The sequence below is a fragment of the Ilumatobacter sp. genome (genome assembly GCF_046290335.1).
In the GTDB taxonomy this organism is placed as follows: domain Bacteria; phylum Actinomycetota; class Acidimicrobiia; order Acidimicrobiales; family Ilumatobacteraceae; genus Ilumatobacter_A.
Genome location: NZ_JBKAGH010000010.1, coordinates 92,333 through 106,711, shown reverse-complemented (window position 1 = coordinate 106,711; position 14,379 = coordinate 92,333). Strand labels below are relative to the sequence as shown.

At 67.9% G+C, this 14,379-nt stretch carries 16 protein-coding genes; 9 read left to right on the top strand and 7 right to left on the bottom strand.

The features are described 5' to 3' along the window. Positions 1 to 86 precede the first annotated feature (86 nt). Positions 87 to 1,934, top strand: coding sequence for an AMP-dependent synthetase/ligase (locus tag ACE37B_RS24075; RefSeq protein WP_409925901.1), 1,848 nt, complete (start codon positions 87 to 89; stop codon positions 1,932 to 1,934). Between the two features lie 6 nt (positions 1,935 to 1,940). Here ACE37B_RS24075 and ACE37B_RS24070 read toward each other — a convergent pair whose 3' ends face one another. From ACE37B_RS24070 to ACE37B_RS24060, 3 genes are all read right to left on the bottom strand, one after another. After that, the gene (locus ACE37B_RS24070) at positions 1,941 to 2,399 is read right to left on the bottom strand and encodes a MarR family winged helix-turn-helix transcriptional regulator (RefSeq protein WP_409925900.1); all 459 of its coding nucleotides are present in this window, start codon (positions 2,397 to 2,399) and stop codon (positions 1,941 to 1,943) included. Between the two features lie 4 nt (positions 2,400 to 2,403). Continuing rightward, entirely contained in the window at positions 2,404 to 3,645 is a 1,242-nt protein-coding gene (locus ACE37B_RS24065; RefSeq protein WP_409925899.1) for an aspartate aminotransferase family protein, read from the bottom strand. Between the two features lie 143 nt (positions 3,646 to 3,788). Continuing rightward, complete coding sequence (locus ACE37B_RS24060) at positions 3,789 to 5,018, bottom strand: NAD(P)/FAD-dependent oxidoreductase (protein WP_409925898.1); 1,230 nt, start codon at positions 5,016 to 5,018, stop codon at positions 3,789 to 3,791. Positions 5,019 to 5,099: 81 nt separating this feature from the next. Between ACE37B_RS24060 and ACE37B_RS24055 the strand changes: the two genes are divergently transcribed. Both ACE37B_RS24055 and ACE37B_RS24050 read left to right on the top strand, forming a co-directional pair. Next, positions 5,100 to 5,522 (top strand): PaaI family thioesterase, encoded by a 423-nt coding sequence (locus ACE37B_RS24055; RefSeq protein WP_409925897.1) that lies wholly within the window; start codon positions 5,100 to 5,102, stop codon positions 5,520 to 5,522. Positions 5,523 to 5,567: 45 nt separating this feature from the next. After that, on the top strand, positions 5,568 to 5,993 hold the full coding sequence (locus tag ACE37B_RS24050) for a VOC family protein (protein WP_409925896.1): 426 nt from the start codon (positions 5,568 to 5,570) through the stop codon (positions 5,991 to 5,993). Positions 5,994 to 6,000: 7 nt separating this feature from the next. Here ACE37B_RS24050 and ACE37B_RS24045 read toward each other — a convergent pair whose 3' ends face one another. Beyond that, positions 6,001 to 6,612, bottom strand: coding sequence for an alpha-ketoglutarate-dependent dioxygenase AlkB (locus ACE37B_RS24045; protein ID WP_409925895.1), 612 nt, complete (start codon positions 6,610 to 6,612; stop codon positions 6,001 to 6,003). Positions 6,613 to 6,708: 96 nt separating this feature from the next. Here ACE37B_RS24045 and ACE37B_RS24040 point away from each other — a divergent pair, with 96 nt between their 5' ends. Next, on the top strand, positions 6,709 to 7,239 hold the full coding sequence (locus ACE37B_RS24040; protein WP_409925894.1) for a peptidoglycan-binding protein: 531 nt from the start codon (positions 6,709 to 6,711) through the stop codon (positions 7,237 to 7,239). A gap of 43 nt (positions 7,240 to 7,282) precedes the next feature. On the opposite strand, the gene ACE37B_RS24035 is transcribed toward ACE37B_RS24040, so the two are convergent. Further along, positions 7,283 to 8,287: an aldo/keto reductase gene (locus ACE37B_RS24035; RefSeq protein ID WP_409925893.1), complete on the bottom strand. Its 1,005-nt coding sequence runs from the start codon at positions 8,285 to 8,287 to the stop codon at positions 7,283 to 7,285. A gap of 84 nt (positions 8,288 to 8,371) precedes the next feature. On the opposite strand from ACE37B_RS24035, the gene ACE37B_RS24030 reads away from it, so the two are divergent. Together ACE37B_RS24030 and ACE37B_RS24025 are read left to right on the top strand one after the other, a co-directional pair. Continuing rightward, positions 8,372 to 8,938 carry a hypothetical protein gene (locus ACE37B_RS24030; RefSeq protein WP_409925892.1) on the top strand — a complete coding sequence of 189 codons (567 nt, stop codon included), beginning with the start codon at positions 8,372 to 8,374 and terminating at the stop codon, positions 8,936 to 8,938. After that, entirely contained in the window at positions 8,935 to 9,495 is a 561-nt protein-coding gene (locus ACE37B_RS24025) for a hypothetical protein (protein ID WP_409925891.1), read from the top strand. The genes ACE37B_RS24030 and ACE37B_RS24025 overlap by 4 nt, the downstream gene beginning before the upstream one ends. A 46-nt stretch (positions 9,496 to 9,541) precedes the next feature. Here the strand turns inward: ACE37B_RS24025 and ACE37B_RS24020 are convergent, their stop codons facing one another. Together ACE37B_RS24020 and ACE37B_RS24015 are read right to left on the bottom strand one after the other, a co-directional pair. After that, positions 9,542 to 10,345 carry a hypothetical protein gene (locus ACE37B_RS24020; protein ID WP_409925890.1) on the bottom strand — a complete coding sequence of 268 codons (804 nt, stop codon included), beginning with the start codon at positions 10,343 to 10,345 and terminating at the stop codon, positions 9,542 to 9,544. Then, positions 10,342 to 11,301 (bottom strand): NAD-dependent epimerase/dehydratase family protein, encoded by a 960-nt coding sequence (locus tag ACE37B_RS24015; protein ID WP_409925889.1) that lies wholly within the window; start codon positions 11,299 to 11,301, stop codon positions 10,342 to 10,344. The genes ACE37B_RS24020 and ACE37B_RS24015 overlap by 4 nt, the downstream gene beginning before the upstream one ends. A gap of 116 nt (positions 11,302 to 11,417) precedes the next feature. On the opposite strand from ACE37B_RS24015, the gene ACE37B_RS24010 reads away from it, so the two are divergent. The 3 genes from ACE37B_RS24010 (at position 11,418) to ACE37B_RS24000 (ending at position 14,359) form a co-directional block, all read left to right on the top strand. After that, positions 11,418 to 12,140, top strand: a complete 723-nt coding sequence (locus tag ACE37B_RS24010) for a TetR/AcrR family transcriptional regulator (protein ID WP_409925888.1) — start codon at positions 11,418 to 11,420, stop codon at positions 12,138 to 12,140. Positions 12,141 to 12,260: 120 nt separating this feature from the next. After that, entirely contained in the window at positions 12,261 to 13,550 is a 1,290-nt protein-coding gene (locus ACE37B_RS24005; RefSeq protein ID WP_409925887.1) for an aspartate aminotransferase family protein, read from the top strand. Further along, the gene (locus tag ACE37B_RS24000) at positions 13,547 to 14,359 is read left to right on the top strand and encodes a TrmH family RNA methyltransferase (protein WP_409925886.1); all 813 of its coding nucleotides are present in this window, start codon (positions 13,547 to 13,549) and stop codon (positions 14,357 to 14,359) included. The genes ACE37B_RS24005 and ACE37B_RS24000 overlap by 4 nt, the downstream gene beginning before the upstream one ends. Positions 14,360 to 14,379: the final 20 nt, after the last annotated feature.

Here is a 14,379-nt window from a genome sequence, read left to right as displayed (position 1 = left end):
GGCACGCCTGGACGGAACCGCCGTCTGCGCGACGGGTTCGCCGGTGACGACTTTCGGTGTGACGGATGGCATGCGAGAATGTCCCCATGACCGGGCTGACCGACATCTCATCCATCGACGACGTTGCCGCCGCCGTGGCCGGCACGACCGCACCTCGACGATTCGTCGAGTTGCTCGCCAACCACGGCGACGCCCCAGCACTCCACGCCATGGTGGGAGACGGAGCGTGGCACGACGTGTCGTATCGCGAATACGGCGACATGGTCGCCCGAGCAGCCGCAGGGCTTCGTGCTGCCGGTGTCGAACCCGGTCATCGCATGTTGCTCATGATGCGCAACATTCCCGACTTCCACTGGTTCGACAGCGCTGCGCAGTTCCTTCGGGCGACACCGGTGAGCATCTACAACTCGTCGTCCGCCGAGGAGATCCAGTACCTCGCCGGGCACGCCGAGGCCGAGATCGCGATCCTCGAAGACAGCGGCTTTCTCGACAAGATGCTCGAGGTCCGTGACCAGCTACCGATGCTCGACAGGATCTACGTCCTGAACCCGCCGGACGGCGACCTGCCCGAGGGTGTGTTCCCGGCCAGCGATCTCCTCGACGCCGGTTCGCTCGATCTCGACGAACTCGCCGAGGCCACGCAGCCGGACGACCTCGCCACGCTGATCTACACCTCCGGCACCACCGGCCCGCCCAAGGGCGTCATGATCAGCCAGTACAACGTCGTGTTCGCGATCGAGATCCTGCGCCGTTCGCTGATCGATCAGATCGGCGACTTCACCGGCTTCCGCACGGTGTCGTACCTGCCGATGGCCCACATCGCCGAGCGAGCGATGAGCCACTACTCACCGATGGTGCTGGGTTACGACGTCTACTCGTGTCCCGACCCGAGCCAGCTGACGATGTACCTCAAGGAGGTGCACCCGCAGATCCTCTTCGGTGTGCCGCGCGTGTGGGAAAAGGTGTACAGCGGCGTGCAGGCGGCGCTCGGGGCCGACCCGGAGAAGAAGGAGAAGTTCGACGAGGCGGTGGCTGCGGCGACGGCGATCAACCGGGCCAGCTTCGGTCGCGAGCAGACCACGGAAGAAGCGGAGACCATGGCATTCCTCGACGCCGTCGCGTTCTCGACGGTGCGTGGACTGGTCGGCCTCGACGAGCTCGTCATCGGCGTCACCGGTGCGGCCCCGATTCCCGACGTCGTGCTCGAGTGGTTCCACGCGATCGGGGTCAACCTCACCGAGATCTACGGCATGTCGGAGACCACCGGCCCGATGACCTGGTCGCCCGAGCGCAACAAGGTCGGATCGGTCGGCCGTGCCTGCCATGGTATGGAGGTCAAGATCGCCGACGACGGCGAGGTGCTCTGCCGTGGCGGCAACATCTTCGGTGGCTACCTCAAGCAACCGGAGCAGACTGCCGAGACGATCATCGACGGCTGGCTCCACTCGGGCGACATCGGCGAAATCGACGACGAGGGCTACATCAAGATCGTCGACCGCAAGAAAGAACTCATCATCACCGCTGGCGGCAAGAACATCAGCCCCGCCAACCTCGAAGCCGAACTGAAGACGATCCCACTGATCGGTCAAGCGGCGGCCATCGGCGATCAACGCAAGTTCGTGTCTGCGATCCTCGTCCTCGATCCCGAGGTGGCCCCTGGCTGGGCCCGCGCCAACGGCAAGGAGGGCATGTCGCTCAACGATCTCGCCAAGGATCCCGAGGTGATCGCCGAGGTGCAGGCGGGCGTCGATCGTGCCAACGAGCGTTTCGCTCGCGTCGAGCAGATCAAGCGGTTCACGCTCATCGGCGAAGAGTGGATGCCCGACAGCGACATGCTGACGCCGACCTCGAAGCTCAAGCGGCGCGGGGTCAACGCTCGCTACGCCGACGAGATCGAGGCGATGTACGCCGACGGACACGGCGACGCCGGCTGACACAGCTCAGTCGGTTCGTTCGGCGTCGTGAAGCGGCGCCAACGTGGCGACCAGTTGGTGCACGGCGTCGATCGCCGCGTCGTCGAGGTGTACGGCGAACGTCGCTTGCACCGCTCGTCGGTACGTCACGGTCATCTCGCGCCAGAGCCGTCGCCCGGTCCGGGTGAGTTCGATCTGGATCGCGCGGCGGTCATCGTCGTCGGCACGGGTGCGGACGATCCAGCCCTCCTCTTCCAATCGGTCCATTCGCCGGGTCAGGCTCGATGGTGGGAGGCGCAGATCGTCGGCCACCGCCAGCGGACGCGACATGCCACCGGCGCGCTGGAGCGACCAGAGCACGTCGTACCAACCGAGTGGCACGGCCCACTCCGTGCGGAGCGCTTCGTCGACGGCGCGTTCGATCTGTGCGGTGAGCGATTGCAGCTGCCGCCACGAGTCGAGACGGCGCGAGTCGAGGCGCGCCACGAGCTCAACCCGTCGCGCGGATCGCGGCCGAGAACGCGTGCAGCGCTTCGTTGATCTCGTCGGAAGTGACCACGAGCGGTGGGATCCAGCGCACGGTGCGATTGCGCGTGCCCGCCGTCATCAAGATCACTCGATGCTCACGCAGGCAGTGCTCGACGATCGCCTGGGCCCGCTCGGGAGTGTCGAACTCGGTGGCGACCATCAAGCCGCGACCACGTACGTGCAACAGCGCCTGATCGAGCTGCTGGAAGTCACGCAGGGCGTCGATCAGCTGGTCGCCGCGCGCCCGGACGTTGTCGAGAAACCCGGGGTCGGTGAGCACGCTGATCGTGGCGAGCGCCGCCGCGCAGCCGAGCGGATTGCCGTTCGACGACCCACTGTGGCTGCCCGTGCGCCATCGATCGTCGAGCTCGCGACGGGTTCCGAGTGCCGCGAACGGAAATCCCGATGCGATGCCCTTCGCCATGCAGATGATGTCGGGAGCGACGTCGAACGCTTCGCACGCGAACATCCGACCAGTGCGGCCGAACCCGCTCTGGGTCTCGTCGGCGATGAAGAGGATCCCGTACTCGGCACACCGTGCGGCGAGCCCGGAGATGAACGCTTGCGGGGTGGGGATGTAGCCGCGTTCGCCGATCACCGGTTCGATGACGATGGCGGCCACTTCGCCCGGCGCGACCTGTGTCGAGAAGATGCGGTCGAGCGCGCGCAGCGCGCGTGACACTTCGGCCTCCTGGTCGGATGCATGCGGATCGGGAAACGGTGCGACGAGCACCCCGGCGGGCAGCGGACCATAACCCTCCCGGTCGATCGATCGGCTGGTCGACATGGCCAGCGCATAGTGGGTGCGACCGTGGAACGCTCCGTCGAAGACCACGACATTGCGCCGACCGGTCGCGTGCTTGGCCAGCTTGACCGCCGCTTCGATCACGGTGTCGCTCGAGCTGTCGAAGAAGAACGTGTCGATGCCCTCGGGCGTGATCTCGGCGAGACGATCGGCGAGCGGGTCGAGGAGGTCGTGGCGGTACACGTTGATCTGCGCGTGCACGATCCGAGCGGCCTGCTCGCGGATCGCCTCGACCACCTTCGGGTGTGCGTGCCCCGTCGACGCGGCGGCGATGCCGGAAGTGAAGTCGAGGTACTCGTGACCGTTCACGTCGACGACGCGACAGCCATGTCCCCGAACGATCTGCAGTTCGGTCACCTGCGACCAAACCCCGGACAGATGCGAACCGGCAGAAGTCATCCCGTGAGCCTAGGAGCTGTCGACTCGACGATCGGTGTCTCGCATCGCGTTCAACACGTAGGGTCAGACCCCAGGCGTTCAACACGTAGGGTCAGACCCCAGGCGTTCAACACGTAGGGTCAGACCCCAGGTGTTTTGGGCGGTCAGAGGGTGGCGGCGTGGGAGAGCGCGTCGTCCCACGAGGCCTGCGCGAGGAGCAGCTTGCGAATCGGCATGATCCAGCGCGGTGCGTTCACGCCGAGCGCCCCGTGGAGGCGGCCGTCGCGGCCGTACATCGCGAGGAACTTGCCGGAGTCGATCGACCCCGCGACGACGGCCACCTCGTCGTCGGCATCGGCCCGGCCGAGGAACTGGATCCGGATGTCGAACTGATCGCTCCAGAAGAACGGCACCGCCCCGTACTCCTCTGCGTCGGCACCAGCGGCGGCGGCCAGCACGTTACGGGCGGCCACCGCTCCCTGCTCGGCGGCGTTGGTCCAGTGTTCGATCCGCATCTCCTCGCCGAACAACGGATTCATCCAGCGAAGCACGTCGCCAGCCGCGTACACACCCGGCACGGCGGCGCCGTCGTCGCGTCGAGCGCGCAGGGTCTCGTCGCAGACCACCCCATCGCGCAACTCCAACCCGCTGTCGCCCAGCCACTGCGTCGCCGGAGTCACACCGATGCCGACCACGACGACATCCGACTCGACGAGCTCGCCCCCTTCGAGCAGTACGCCGTCGTCGTGCAGCCGATCGACCCGCACGTCGCAGCGCACAGCGACGCCGCGAGCTTCGTGCATCGCGCCGATCGCCGCGCCCATCTCCGCGCCGAGACCGCGTATCAGCGGCGCGGATGCACCTTCGAGGACGGTGACCTCGTTGCCGAGCTGGCGGGCCGTCGCTGCGACCTCGAGTCCGATGAAGCCGGCTCCGATCACGACCACGTGATGACCGCCGTCGGCGATCGCCGTCCGCAGCCGCATCGAGTCGTCGAGGGTCCGGAGTTCGTGCACGTGGCCATACCGGCTCTGCTCGGGGAGGCGCCGACAGAGCGCGCCCGTGGCGATGATGCATCCGTCGAAGTCGACGGTCTCGCCGTCGGTCAGGTGCAGTCGCCGCTCGTCGAGATCGAGGCCAGCGGCCGCGACGCCGAGCCGCCACGACACGTCGAGTTCGTCGAAGGCGCCGGCTTGGCGCAGCTGGATGCGGTCGGGCTCCCACTCGCCGGCCAGCAGCTTCTTCGACAACGGCGGTCGATCGTAGGGCCGGTGCGGCTCGGCGCCGATCACCACGACCTCGCCGTCGAAGCCTTCGTTGCGCAGAGTTTCGGCCGCGCGAAGTCCGGCCAACGAGGCCCCCACGACGACGACCCGTTCCAGTTCCGCAGTCATGTCCCCACGATGGCACGCGGTACAAGCCGGCGACGGACTGCGACCCGCGAACACATCGACACGGCGAGTACCGTCGCATCGATGCAGACGAATGCCGTCACGGCGGAGGCGATCACGGCGATGGCCGCCGAGAGTTTTCCGGGTGCCGGAAACCGATGCACCGAGGTCGGCGACGGGTACGCGATCGCGCGTCGCGACGTGCTCGCGTCCGAGATTCGTCCGGGTGGTTTCGTGTCGGGGCCCACGCAGTTCGGCCTCGCCGACGCCGCGCTCTGGTACGTCACCTTCGTCGGGATCGGGCGGATCGAACCCATGGCGATGACCTCGGAGCTGTCGATCCGCTACCTGCGCCCGGCGATCGGCGGGGTGCTCTGGGCGAAAGCGACGCTCGACATGGCCGGCCGACGCAGCGTGGTCGGCACCGTGTCGGTCTGGACGACCGACCCCGACAAGCCGACCGCGATCGGTCAGGGCACCTACATGCTGCCCCACACACCAAGCTGACGAGCCGGTCGCAACATTCGCCGCAACATTTCGGAGAGGAGTCCCATGCCCGAACTGCACCGCTTCCACCTGGCCATCCCGGTCCACGACCTCGCCGCCACTCGCTCCTTCTACGGAGAACTTCTCGGGTGCCCGGAAGGTCGCAGCGCCGAGCACTGGGTTGACTTCGACCTCTACGGGCACCAGTTCGTGGCGCATCTCGATCCCGGCCACCCCGGTCGCACGGCGGTGTCGAACCCGGTCGATGGGCACGACGTTCCGGTCCCGCACTTCGGTGTGCTGTTGTCGCCGGCGGCCTGGCGTGAACTCGCCGACCGGCTCACGGCCGCCGACACCGAGTTCGTGATCGAACCGCACACCCGCTTCGTCGGTCAGGTGGGCGAACAGTCGACGATGTTCCTCCTCGACCCGTCCGGCAACGCACTCGAGTTCAAGGCGTTCGCCGACGACGCGCAGGTCTTCGCCAGGTAGGCGGTGATCAGCGAGCGTCGTGGCGGAAAGTGATCGACAGGCGCGGTCCGCAGTGTCGACGTCGCTTCGGGACGCAGTGCTGCCACTCGTGCTGACATCCGCCGCCCATCACGAACAGGTCACCGTCGCCGAGCCCCCAGGTGAGCGACGCGCCGCCTCCGTTCTGGCGCATCTGGAACGGCCGGCTCTGCCCGACGCTCAGGATCGCGACGACCGGATCGGTGACGTGATGGCGATGCCGGTCGGCGTGCCACGCGACCGAATCGTTCTGGTCGCGATACAGGTTGAAGCCGATCGAATCGAAGTGCCGGTCGTGCTCGGCAGACAACGCCGCTCGGATGTCGCCGAGGATCGCCAACGGCTCGGCGCGCCCGTCGGCTTCGTTCCACCAGGCGGTCAGCCGAGGTTCGTCGACCAGTCGGTCGTACATCGGCACATCGGTTCGTTGACGGAAGTCGAGTCGATCCATCAGATCGTCGAACAGCGAGTCGGATCCGAGCAGCCACCCTGGCGTGTACTCGATCCACGAGGTGCCGCCCAGCGTGCTCCGTGCCGTGTCAGCGAAGGTATCGTCGAACACAGGATCGGACGAGCCGAAGAGGGACGCTTGGCGGAACATATGTTCGATCCTCGCGAACTCCGGCCATCGAGTCAAGCCTTCGGCGATCGACCGAACGACCAGAGGGCGCGCCGGAATGTGCCACGATCGAGGGTGATGCTGCCGACACTGCGCTCACGTTGCGGAGCTGCGGTACTCGCCGCGTCGACGCTGGCTGGCTGCGCTGCCGCCGACGACCGCGTCGCCGTGCCCGGCGCCCCCGTCGAGACGAGCACGGCGAACCCGAGCACGGCGAGCCCGAGCACGGCGAACCCGACGAGCACGCCCACTAGCGACCTCAGCACGACTCCCAGCACGACGGTCGTCGCGAGCACGGCGAACCCGACGGTCGTCGCGAGCACGGCGAACCCGACGGTCGTCGCGAGCACGTCACCGGTCGTCGCGACGGCTCCGATCCTGTACCTGCGTGCCGGCGACGAAGGCCCCGAGGTCACGGCGATCCAAGAACGCCTGATCGCCCTCGAGTATCTCGCCGCCGGTGGAGCGACCGGTGTCTTCGATCGAGCGACGAACAGCGCCGTGCTCGCCTTCCAGGGTCAATACGGCCTGCTCGTCGACGGCGTCGTCGGACCCGAGACCCGCGCTGCCCTCGCGGCTGCGGCCGCCTCGGTCGCGCCGTCCGAGTGAGTCCGGTTGAACACGCCGGCCGGTCACCGGTCCTTGCGACGTCTCATCGTCGCAGGCTGGCGCGGCCGAGTTCGCTCGATCTCCGCGGCACGTACGGCGCTTCGAGTTCGGCGATGTCGTCGGCCGACAAGTCGATGTCGAGCGACGCGATCGCGTCGTCGAGTTGCGCCATCTTCGTCACGCCGATGATCGGCGCGGTCACCACCGGCTTCGAACTCACCCACGCGAGCGCGATCTGCGCCATCGGGCGACCGTGACGCTCGGCCACCGCGCGCACCGCGTCGATGATCGCCGCATCACTCGCCGCGGTGTAGAGGTGTTGGTCGAGGCCATCGGTCTGCCCGCGGGTGGTCTCGTTCGATTCGTCGCCAACCGCTTTGCGAGTACCCGCGAGATGCCCACGCGCCAGCGGCGACCACGGGATGACACCGACCCCCTGGTACTCGCACAGCGGATGCATCTCGCGTTCTTCCTCTCGCGCGAGCAGGTTGTAGTGGTCTTGCATCGAGACCATCCGCGCCCAGCCGTTTCGTTCGCTGATCGACAACAGCGTGGCGAACTCCCAGGCATACATCGAGCTCGCACCGAGGTAGCGAACCTTGCCCTTCTGCACCAGCGAGTCGAGCGCGGCGAGCATCTCCTCCGGCGGTGTGAGCGGGTCGAGACGATGAATCTGGTACAGGTCGATGGTGTCGACGCCGAGGCGCCGCAGGCTGTCGTCGCACGATTGCTCGATGTGCTTACGCGACAGCCCGCCCATGTTGGGGCCCGACCCCATCGGGAAGTGGACCTTGGTGGCGATGACGAGTTCGTCGCGTCGGCCGTACTTGCGGAGGAACTCGCCGGTGACCTCTTCGCTCACCCCGTTCGAATAGATGTTGGCCGTGTCGAAGAAGTTGATGCCCGCCTCGATGGCGCGCCGGTAGAACGGCTCGGAGTCCTCTCTCGTCAGCACCCACGGCCGCCAGTCCGGGGCCCCGAAGCTCATGCAACCGAAGCACAGCTCCGACACTCGAAGACCAGTCGAACCGAGTCGGACGTACTCCATGACCGCGACAGTATCCACTCGACGAGTCGACGGCTCGTTCGCAAATCGGAGAAGCAGGTCCGAGCATCGAACTACGTTCCCGTCATGCCCGCATGCTTCCGGACTCTTGCGATCGTGGTCGCAATGATCGGCGCGACCGGGTGCGTCGGCGCCACAGAGCGCGGCGACTTCGACCGTGAGATTCAGCGCCGCGGCGGCGGCGTGACGAACGAGTGGCTGGCCGAGTCACTCGACGCGCTCGCCGACGAGGTCGGCGCCGACGACGCCCGCGACGTGAGGGTCATGTCGCTCAACGCCAACCCGGGGACGCGTTCGATGACCGCGCTCGCACAGCGAAACGATCGACCCGACGACGTCGACACGGTGTCGATCCGCGACCGCGAGGTCACGTCGACGACGCCGGTTCCGGATGTCGACGAACTCGTGCTCGACGACGTCACGGTGCGACTCGGCGAGCTGCCCCTCGACCGCATCGAAGACCTGGCCGACCGGGCGCTCGCGGCGTTCGACGCCGACGGCGCCTACGTCGAGCGCATCTCGATCGCGGTACGGGCACAGACTCCGACGATCACGTTGCGCATCTCGTCGGAGCGCGACACCGGCGGGGTCGTCTTCGACGCCGCCGGCGAGCTGATCGAGGTGGAGCGATGACCCGGGCCCGCCGGATCGTCCGGCGCACGATCGTGGCACTCCTCGGTGCTGCGTTCGCGGGGTTCATGATCTCGTGCGTGGTCGCGCTCGCCATCTGGCCCGGCCAGATCAAGTTGGTCTCGTTCCTGTTCTGCTCCGACGCGCAGCCCGATGCGTTCGTCGTCGCCGACCGCTACAACCCGCAGCCGGGCGAAACGGTCGTCGACTTCACCCTGTACTGCATGGGGCCGCGGGGCGACACGACCGACCACGGGTCGTTCCTGCCGTTCGTCGCCGTGTCGGCGCTCAACGGTCTCGTCGTCCTCGTGCTCGTCCAGATCGCCTCCATCCGCCTCCGACTGCGTCGGCGAGGCGCCGCGTCATCGAGCACCTCGACGGCATCACGGGCCTCATCGCGAGCTCCCGGCGACATCGATGGCGCCGCCGGCGACATCGCGGAGATCGACGAGATCGCGGAGATCGACGAGATGGACGGTGCCGACCCGATGCCGACTGCGCGCACCTCGGAGCGCTCCGCTCCGCCACCCGGCTCGACGAAGGGACCCTTCGTCGACTGACGGCGGCGATGCCGGCACGGGTGCGAGCCGGGTGCGAATCGGCGGCTCAGCCGTCGAGCACGACCACCCGTCCGACCATGCCCTGTTCGGCGTGGTCGCCGATCCCGCAGAAGAACGCGACCTCCGAACCGGGCACCGAGGAGCCCTCGATCTCGACCACTACCTCGCGGCGGGCGGGGACGTACACGTCGACGTCGACCGGCCCGCCCGTGTCGATCGTCAGCGTGTGCGGCAGGTCGCTCGGATTGACGAGGAGAAACCGCGTCACGCCGTCGCGGTCGACCTCGAGGTCGAGCGGCGCGTACGCGAAATTGACCAGCGCCACCTTGGGGAGTGCGTCACGCTCGGCGGCGTCGAGTCCGGCGCCGAACACCTGCACCGGGCTCACGAGCTGGACCAGTCCGATCATCCCCACCCCGAGCATCGACCCGCCCAGCGTGCCCACGGCGACCACCCGGCCCCCGACCGGCGACCCCCGACCCCCCGACCCGGCCGGACGCACCAGCGTCGTGACGAGCAGCATCGTGGCGCACGACGCGACCGACAAGCCCGCCGTCACCAGGCTCGCGATCGCGTGCAGACGCCACGCCGTCGAGTCGGGTGACACCAGGCTGAACGACAGGTCGCGCGCCGCCGGGGACACGATCAGCGCAACCGGGAACACCAGGAAGGTCACCGCGGCCCACCGGCGGCCGAGGAAGAGGCCGACGACGCACACGACGATGGCGACCAGGATTCCGACGAGCGTCGTGTCGACCACCGGTCGCAGAGCACGCAGCGCGAACAGGGCCGCGAAGGTCGCCGGCGCGGCAGACAGCATCGCGGCGTCGCGGTGCGTCAGGCCGCTCATCGCTTCGCCTCGCCATGGGCCGCTGCATACCAGCCGACGGTGTCGGAGATGGACTGCACCAGTGGCGTGGGCGACAGATCGAGCGCTGCCTGCGAGGCGGCGGTGTCGATCGTGAAGTCTGCTTCCCACTGGTAGAGCATCTCGATCGACTCGCGAGCACCGGGGACGAACACACCCGCCAGGCGCAGCATCGGACGCGACAGACGCCGATGGCGCGAAGGGCTGCCTGCCGCCGCTGCCGCCAGTTCGATCATCTCGGCGACCGTGACCGCTGGAGCGGTCGGGGCGAGCCAGGCGCGACCCAGCGCGTCCGGGCGTTCGGCGACACGGATCATCGCCGCGGCGAGATCCGGCACGTAGGTCGCCGAGTGATGTCGATCGACCGGTCCGAACACGCTCGCCGGCTTGCCCGCCGCGAGGGCCCCGAAGAACCGCTCCCCGAGCATCGACTCGCGCACCCCGGGGCCGAAGAAGTCGGAGGCGCGCACAGCGGCGCAGCGAACCCGACCCGCCTCGTGCGCAGCAGCCAGGTCGTGCCACCCCTCGGCTCGCACCGCGCCCTTGCGGGTCGAGGGGGCGAGCGGCGTCGTCTCCGAGATGGGCGAGTCGAGCCCTCCGGTACCGGCGCCGTACCCGTAGAGGTTCTCGGTCGCGATCAGCACCGCACCCGAGCGCTCGCACCCTCGAAGCACCGAGTCCTGCAGCGGCCGATACTCGGTGGTCCAGCGGTGATATGCCGGCTGCGCAACGAAGAACACCGTCGTCGCCTCACGCAGGACCTCGGTCGCCACCTCCGGCTGCGCGATGTTCGCGGCGACCGAGACGGCGCCCGCGACGGCGGTACCCGATCTCGACACGACCGTCGGCACGGCACCCGACGCGACGAGTCGTGCAACCACGGCTCGTCCGACGGGCCCGGCGCCGACGACGACGGGCCGTTCCAACTGGTGGTGCATCTCACAGACCTCCCTGTGCTCGATCAATCGTTGAAGACCAAACACTGTTTGGCCTTTCCCAGTCAATACCCAACAGTGTTTGAAAAGCAAGCGACAGTTGCTGTACCCTTCGTCACATGACCGAGTCCGCGGGGACGAGCGCGCACCGCGAGACCCATCCGAAGACAGACCCCGCGACCCGGCCAGCGTCCCAGCCGGAGACGCGGCCCGAAACGCGGCGCGAGCGGCTGCGGCGCGAGTTGACGGCCGACATCTTGCGGATCGCGCGCCGTCAACTCGCCGAAGCCGGGCACGGGGCGGTGACCTGGCGTGCGATCGCTCGCGAGCTCGGGATGAACCCGGCTTCGCTCTACACCTACTTCGACAGCCTCGACGACCTGTTCACCGGGCTCATCCTCGAGAGCTACCAGCGCCTCGCCGCCGCTGTCGACGGGGCGTTTCAGGCGAGCGAGCCGACCACCCACGACGAGCGAGTGGAGCGGCTGATGGCGTGCGCGCACGCGTTTCGCCAGTGGGCCGTCGATCACCCGGCGGAGTTCAACCTGATCTTCACCGATCAGATTCCCGGGTACGCCGCCCCACCCGCCGGGCCGACCTACGACGCCGAGATGGCGGTGCTTGACCCGCTCGTCAAGGCAGCCGCCGCGCTGCAAGGCACCACCGCCGACCCGCGCGCCGTGTCAGCGTCCGCCGAGTCCGACGTCGACGCCGTCCTCGGCGCCTGGGCCACGATGCACGGCCTCGTGTCGCTCGAGGTCAATCACCATCTGCCCGATGGCGACGCTGCGCAGCGTTTCGACCGCATCATCCGAGCAACGGTGTCCGCGCTCGGCGGTTGAACCGTCCCGGCATCGCAGCCAGCATCATCGATCCAGCATCATCAATCCAGCCGGCAGCCCACCGTGGAGCGCGTATGCAGACGTGCACGCGCACTTCGAATCTGACGTAGCGTTTCGGAGATGACGACGAACGCCGAACTCCTCGCGACGTACCGACGGGTGCTGCCGTCGTTCGTCTCCCCCTACTTCGCCGAGCCGATCTCGATCGAGCGTGGCCAAGGTAGCTGGGTCTGGGACGTCGAAGGCCACCGCTATCTCGACTTCTTCGGCGGCGTGCTGACGACGATGGTGGGCCACAACAACCCGAAGGTCACCGCGGCGATCCAGGAACAGGCGGCCAAGACGCTGCACACCTCGACGCTGTATCTGTCGCCGCCGATGCTCCGGCTGGCCGAGCAGATCACCGAGCGATCGGGCATCCCCGACGCTCGCGTGTTCTTCACGACCTCCGGGAGCGAGGCCAACGACACCGCGCTGTTGCTCGCCACGAGCTTCCGGTCGTCCAACCAGGTTCTGGCGATGCGCAACAGCTACCACGGTCGCTCGTTCACGACCCAGGCGGTCACGTCCCATGCGTCGTGGTCGTCGACGTCGATCTCGGGGTTGCAGGTCAACTTCGTGCAGGGCGCCTACAAGCTGCGGTCGCCCTTCGCCGACCTCGACGACGACACGTTCACCAAAGCGTGCGTCAACGATCTGGTGCAACTGCTCGACATGACGAGCGCTGGCGACGTCGCTGCGTTGATCGCCGAGCCGATCCAAGGCGTCGGCGGCTTCACCGTGCCGCCCGACGGCTTCTTCGGCGCGATGAAGAAAGAGCTCGACAACCGCGGGATCCTGTTCATCGCCGATGAGGTCCAGACCGGGTGGGGCCGCACGGGCGAGCACTTCTGGGGATACGAAGCGCACGGCATCGTGCCCGACATCCTCACGTTCGCCAAGGGCGTCGGCAACGGCATCACGCTCGCCGGCTGCGTGGCCCGCGCCGAGATCATGGACACGATCGACGTGCTCAACTTCTCGACCTTCGGCGGCAATCCACTGTCGGCCGCCGCCGGGTCCGCCACCCTCGACTACGTGATCGACAACGACCTGCAGGGCAACGCGAAGCGGATGGGCGAGCGCTTCCACGCCACGATGGCGCCGGTCGCCGACGACACCGACTGGATCGCGGAACTCCGCGGCCGCGGCCTGATGTGGGCGTTCGAGATCTGCCACCCGGGCACGATCGAACCCGACCCGGCGCGCACGGTCGCCGTCCTCGAGGCGTGCAAAGACCAGCGGCTACTCGTCGGCAAGGGCGGGTTGTACGGCAACGTCATCCGTCTGGCCCCGATGCTCGACGTCTCCGCCGACGAACTCGACACGGGGATCGCCGCACTGCGGTCGGCGATCTCCAGCATCACGTGATCGTCGAGCTCGACGACCCCGCCGATCCTCGACTCGACGAGTACTGCCTCCTCAACGACCAAGCCGCCCGTCGACAGCGCGAGGGCGAGGAGTTCTTCATCGCGGAGGGCTACGTGTCGATCGACCGTGTCGTCGACTCCGGCCACGAACTGCGTTCGGTACTGGTGACGCCGTCGCGAGTGGATCGCATCGTCGGTCGCGTGCCCGAACTGGCGGACGGCCCAACTCCGCTGTACGTGTTGACCCGTGACCTGCTCGCTCGTGCGGTCGGCTTCGATCTGCACCGCGGCGTGGTGGCGTCGGCGACACGGCGCCCAGTGCTCACCGCCGCCGATCTGGCCGCGTCCCCCGCTCGACGCGTGGCTGTCCTCGAAGGGCTCAACGATGCCGAGAACGTCGGCGTGATCGCCCGAGCCGCTCGCGCCTTCGGTATCGACGCGCTGCTGCTCGACCCGGCGTGCACCGACCCGTACTCGCGTCGTACCGTTCGCGTGTCGATGGGTGAGGTGCTCCACCTGCCGGTCGCTCGCGCAAGGAACTGGCCCGATGATCTCGGCCTGCTGCACCAGGTCGGGTTCGCCACGTGGGCGATGACGCCGGCCGATGACGCGGTCGACCTGTGGAGCGTGTCGGGCCCCGACACGCCCGAACGGGTCGGGATCCTGCTCGGCGCCGAAGGACCCGGCCTGACCACGGCATCGTTGGCGACGGCGACGCGACGCGTGCGCATTCCCATCTCGCCGGACGTCGACTCACTCAACGTCGGACACGCAGCGGCGATCGCGTTCGCCGCGGTCTCGCGTCCCTGACCACACGTTCTGCGGCGGCA

Excerpts from the sequence above, each read along its gene's own strand:
- ACE37B_RS24075 (WP_409925901.1), top strand. The coding sequence starts at position 87 with ATGACCGGGCTGACCGACATCTCATCCATCGACGACGTTGCCGCCGCC.
- ACE37B_RS24065 (WP_409925899.1), bottom strand. The coding sequence starts at position 3,645 with ATGACTTCTGCCGGTTCGCATCTGTCCGGGGTTTGGTCGCAGGTGACC.
- ACE37B_RS24060 (WP_409925898.1), bottom strand. The coding sequence starts at position 5,018 with ATGACTGCGGAACTGGAACGGGTCGTCGTCGTGGGGGCCTCGTTGGCC.
- ACE37B_RS24055 (WP_409925897.1), top strand. The coding sequence starts at position 5,100 with ATGCAGACGAATGCCGTCACGGCGGAGGCGATCACGGCGATGGCCGCC.
- ACE37B_RS24050 (WP_409925896.1), top strand. The coding sequence starts at position 5,568 with ATGCCCGAACTGCACCGCTTCCACCTGGCCATCCCGGTCCACGACCTC.
- ACE37B_RS24045 (WP_409925895.1), bottom strand. The coding sequence starts at position 6,612 with ATGTTCCGCCAAGCGTCCCTCTTCGGCTCGTCCGATCCTGTGTTCGAC.
- ACE37B_RS24040 (WP_409925894.1), top strand. The coding sequence starts at position 6,709 with ATGCTGCCGACACTGCGCTCACGTTGCGGAGCTGCGGTACTCGCCGCG.
- ACE37B_RS24035 (WP_409925893.1), bottom strand. The coding sequence starts at position 8,287 with ATGGAGTACGTCCGACTCGGTTCGACTGGTCTTCGAGTGTCGGAGCTG.
- ACE37B_RS24030 (WP_409925892.1), top strand. The coding sequence starts at position 8,372 with ATGCCCGCATGCTTCCGGACTCTTGCGATCGTGGTCGCAATGATCGGC.
- ACE37B_RS24025 (WP_409925891.1), top strand. The coding sequence starts at position 8,935 with ATGACCCGGGCCCGCCGGATCGTCCGGCGCACGATCGTGGCACTCCTC.
- ACE37B_RS24020 (WP_409925890.1), bottom strand. The coding sequence starts at position 10,345 with ATGAGCGGCCTGACGCACCGCGACGCCGCGATGCTGTCTGCCGCGCCG.
- ACE37B_RS24015 (WP_409925889.1), bottom strand. The coding sequence starts at position 11,301 with ATGCACCACCAGTTGGAACGGCCCGTCGTCGTCGGCGCCGGGCCCGTC.
- ACE37B_RS24010 (WP_409925888.1), top strand. The coding sequence starts at position 11,418 with ATGACCGAGTCCGCGGGGACGAGCGCGCACCGCGAGACCCATCCGAAG.
- ACE37B_RS24005 (WP_409925887.1), top strand. The coding sequence starts at position 12,261 with ATGACGACGAACGCCGAACTCCTCGCGACGTACCGACGGGTGCTGCCG.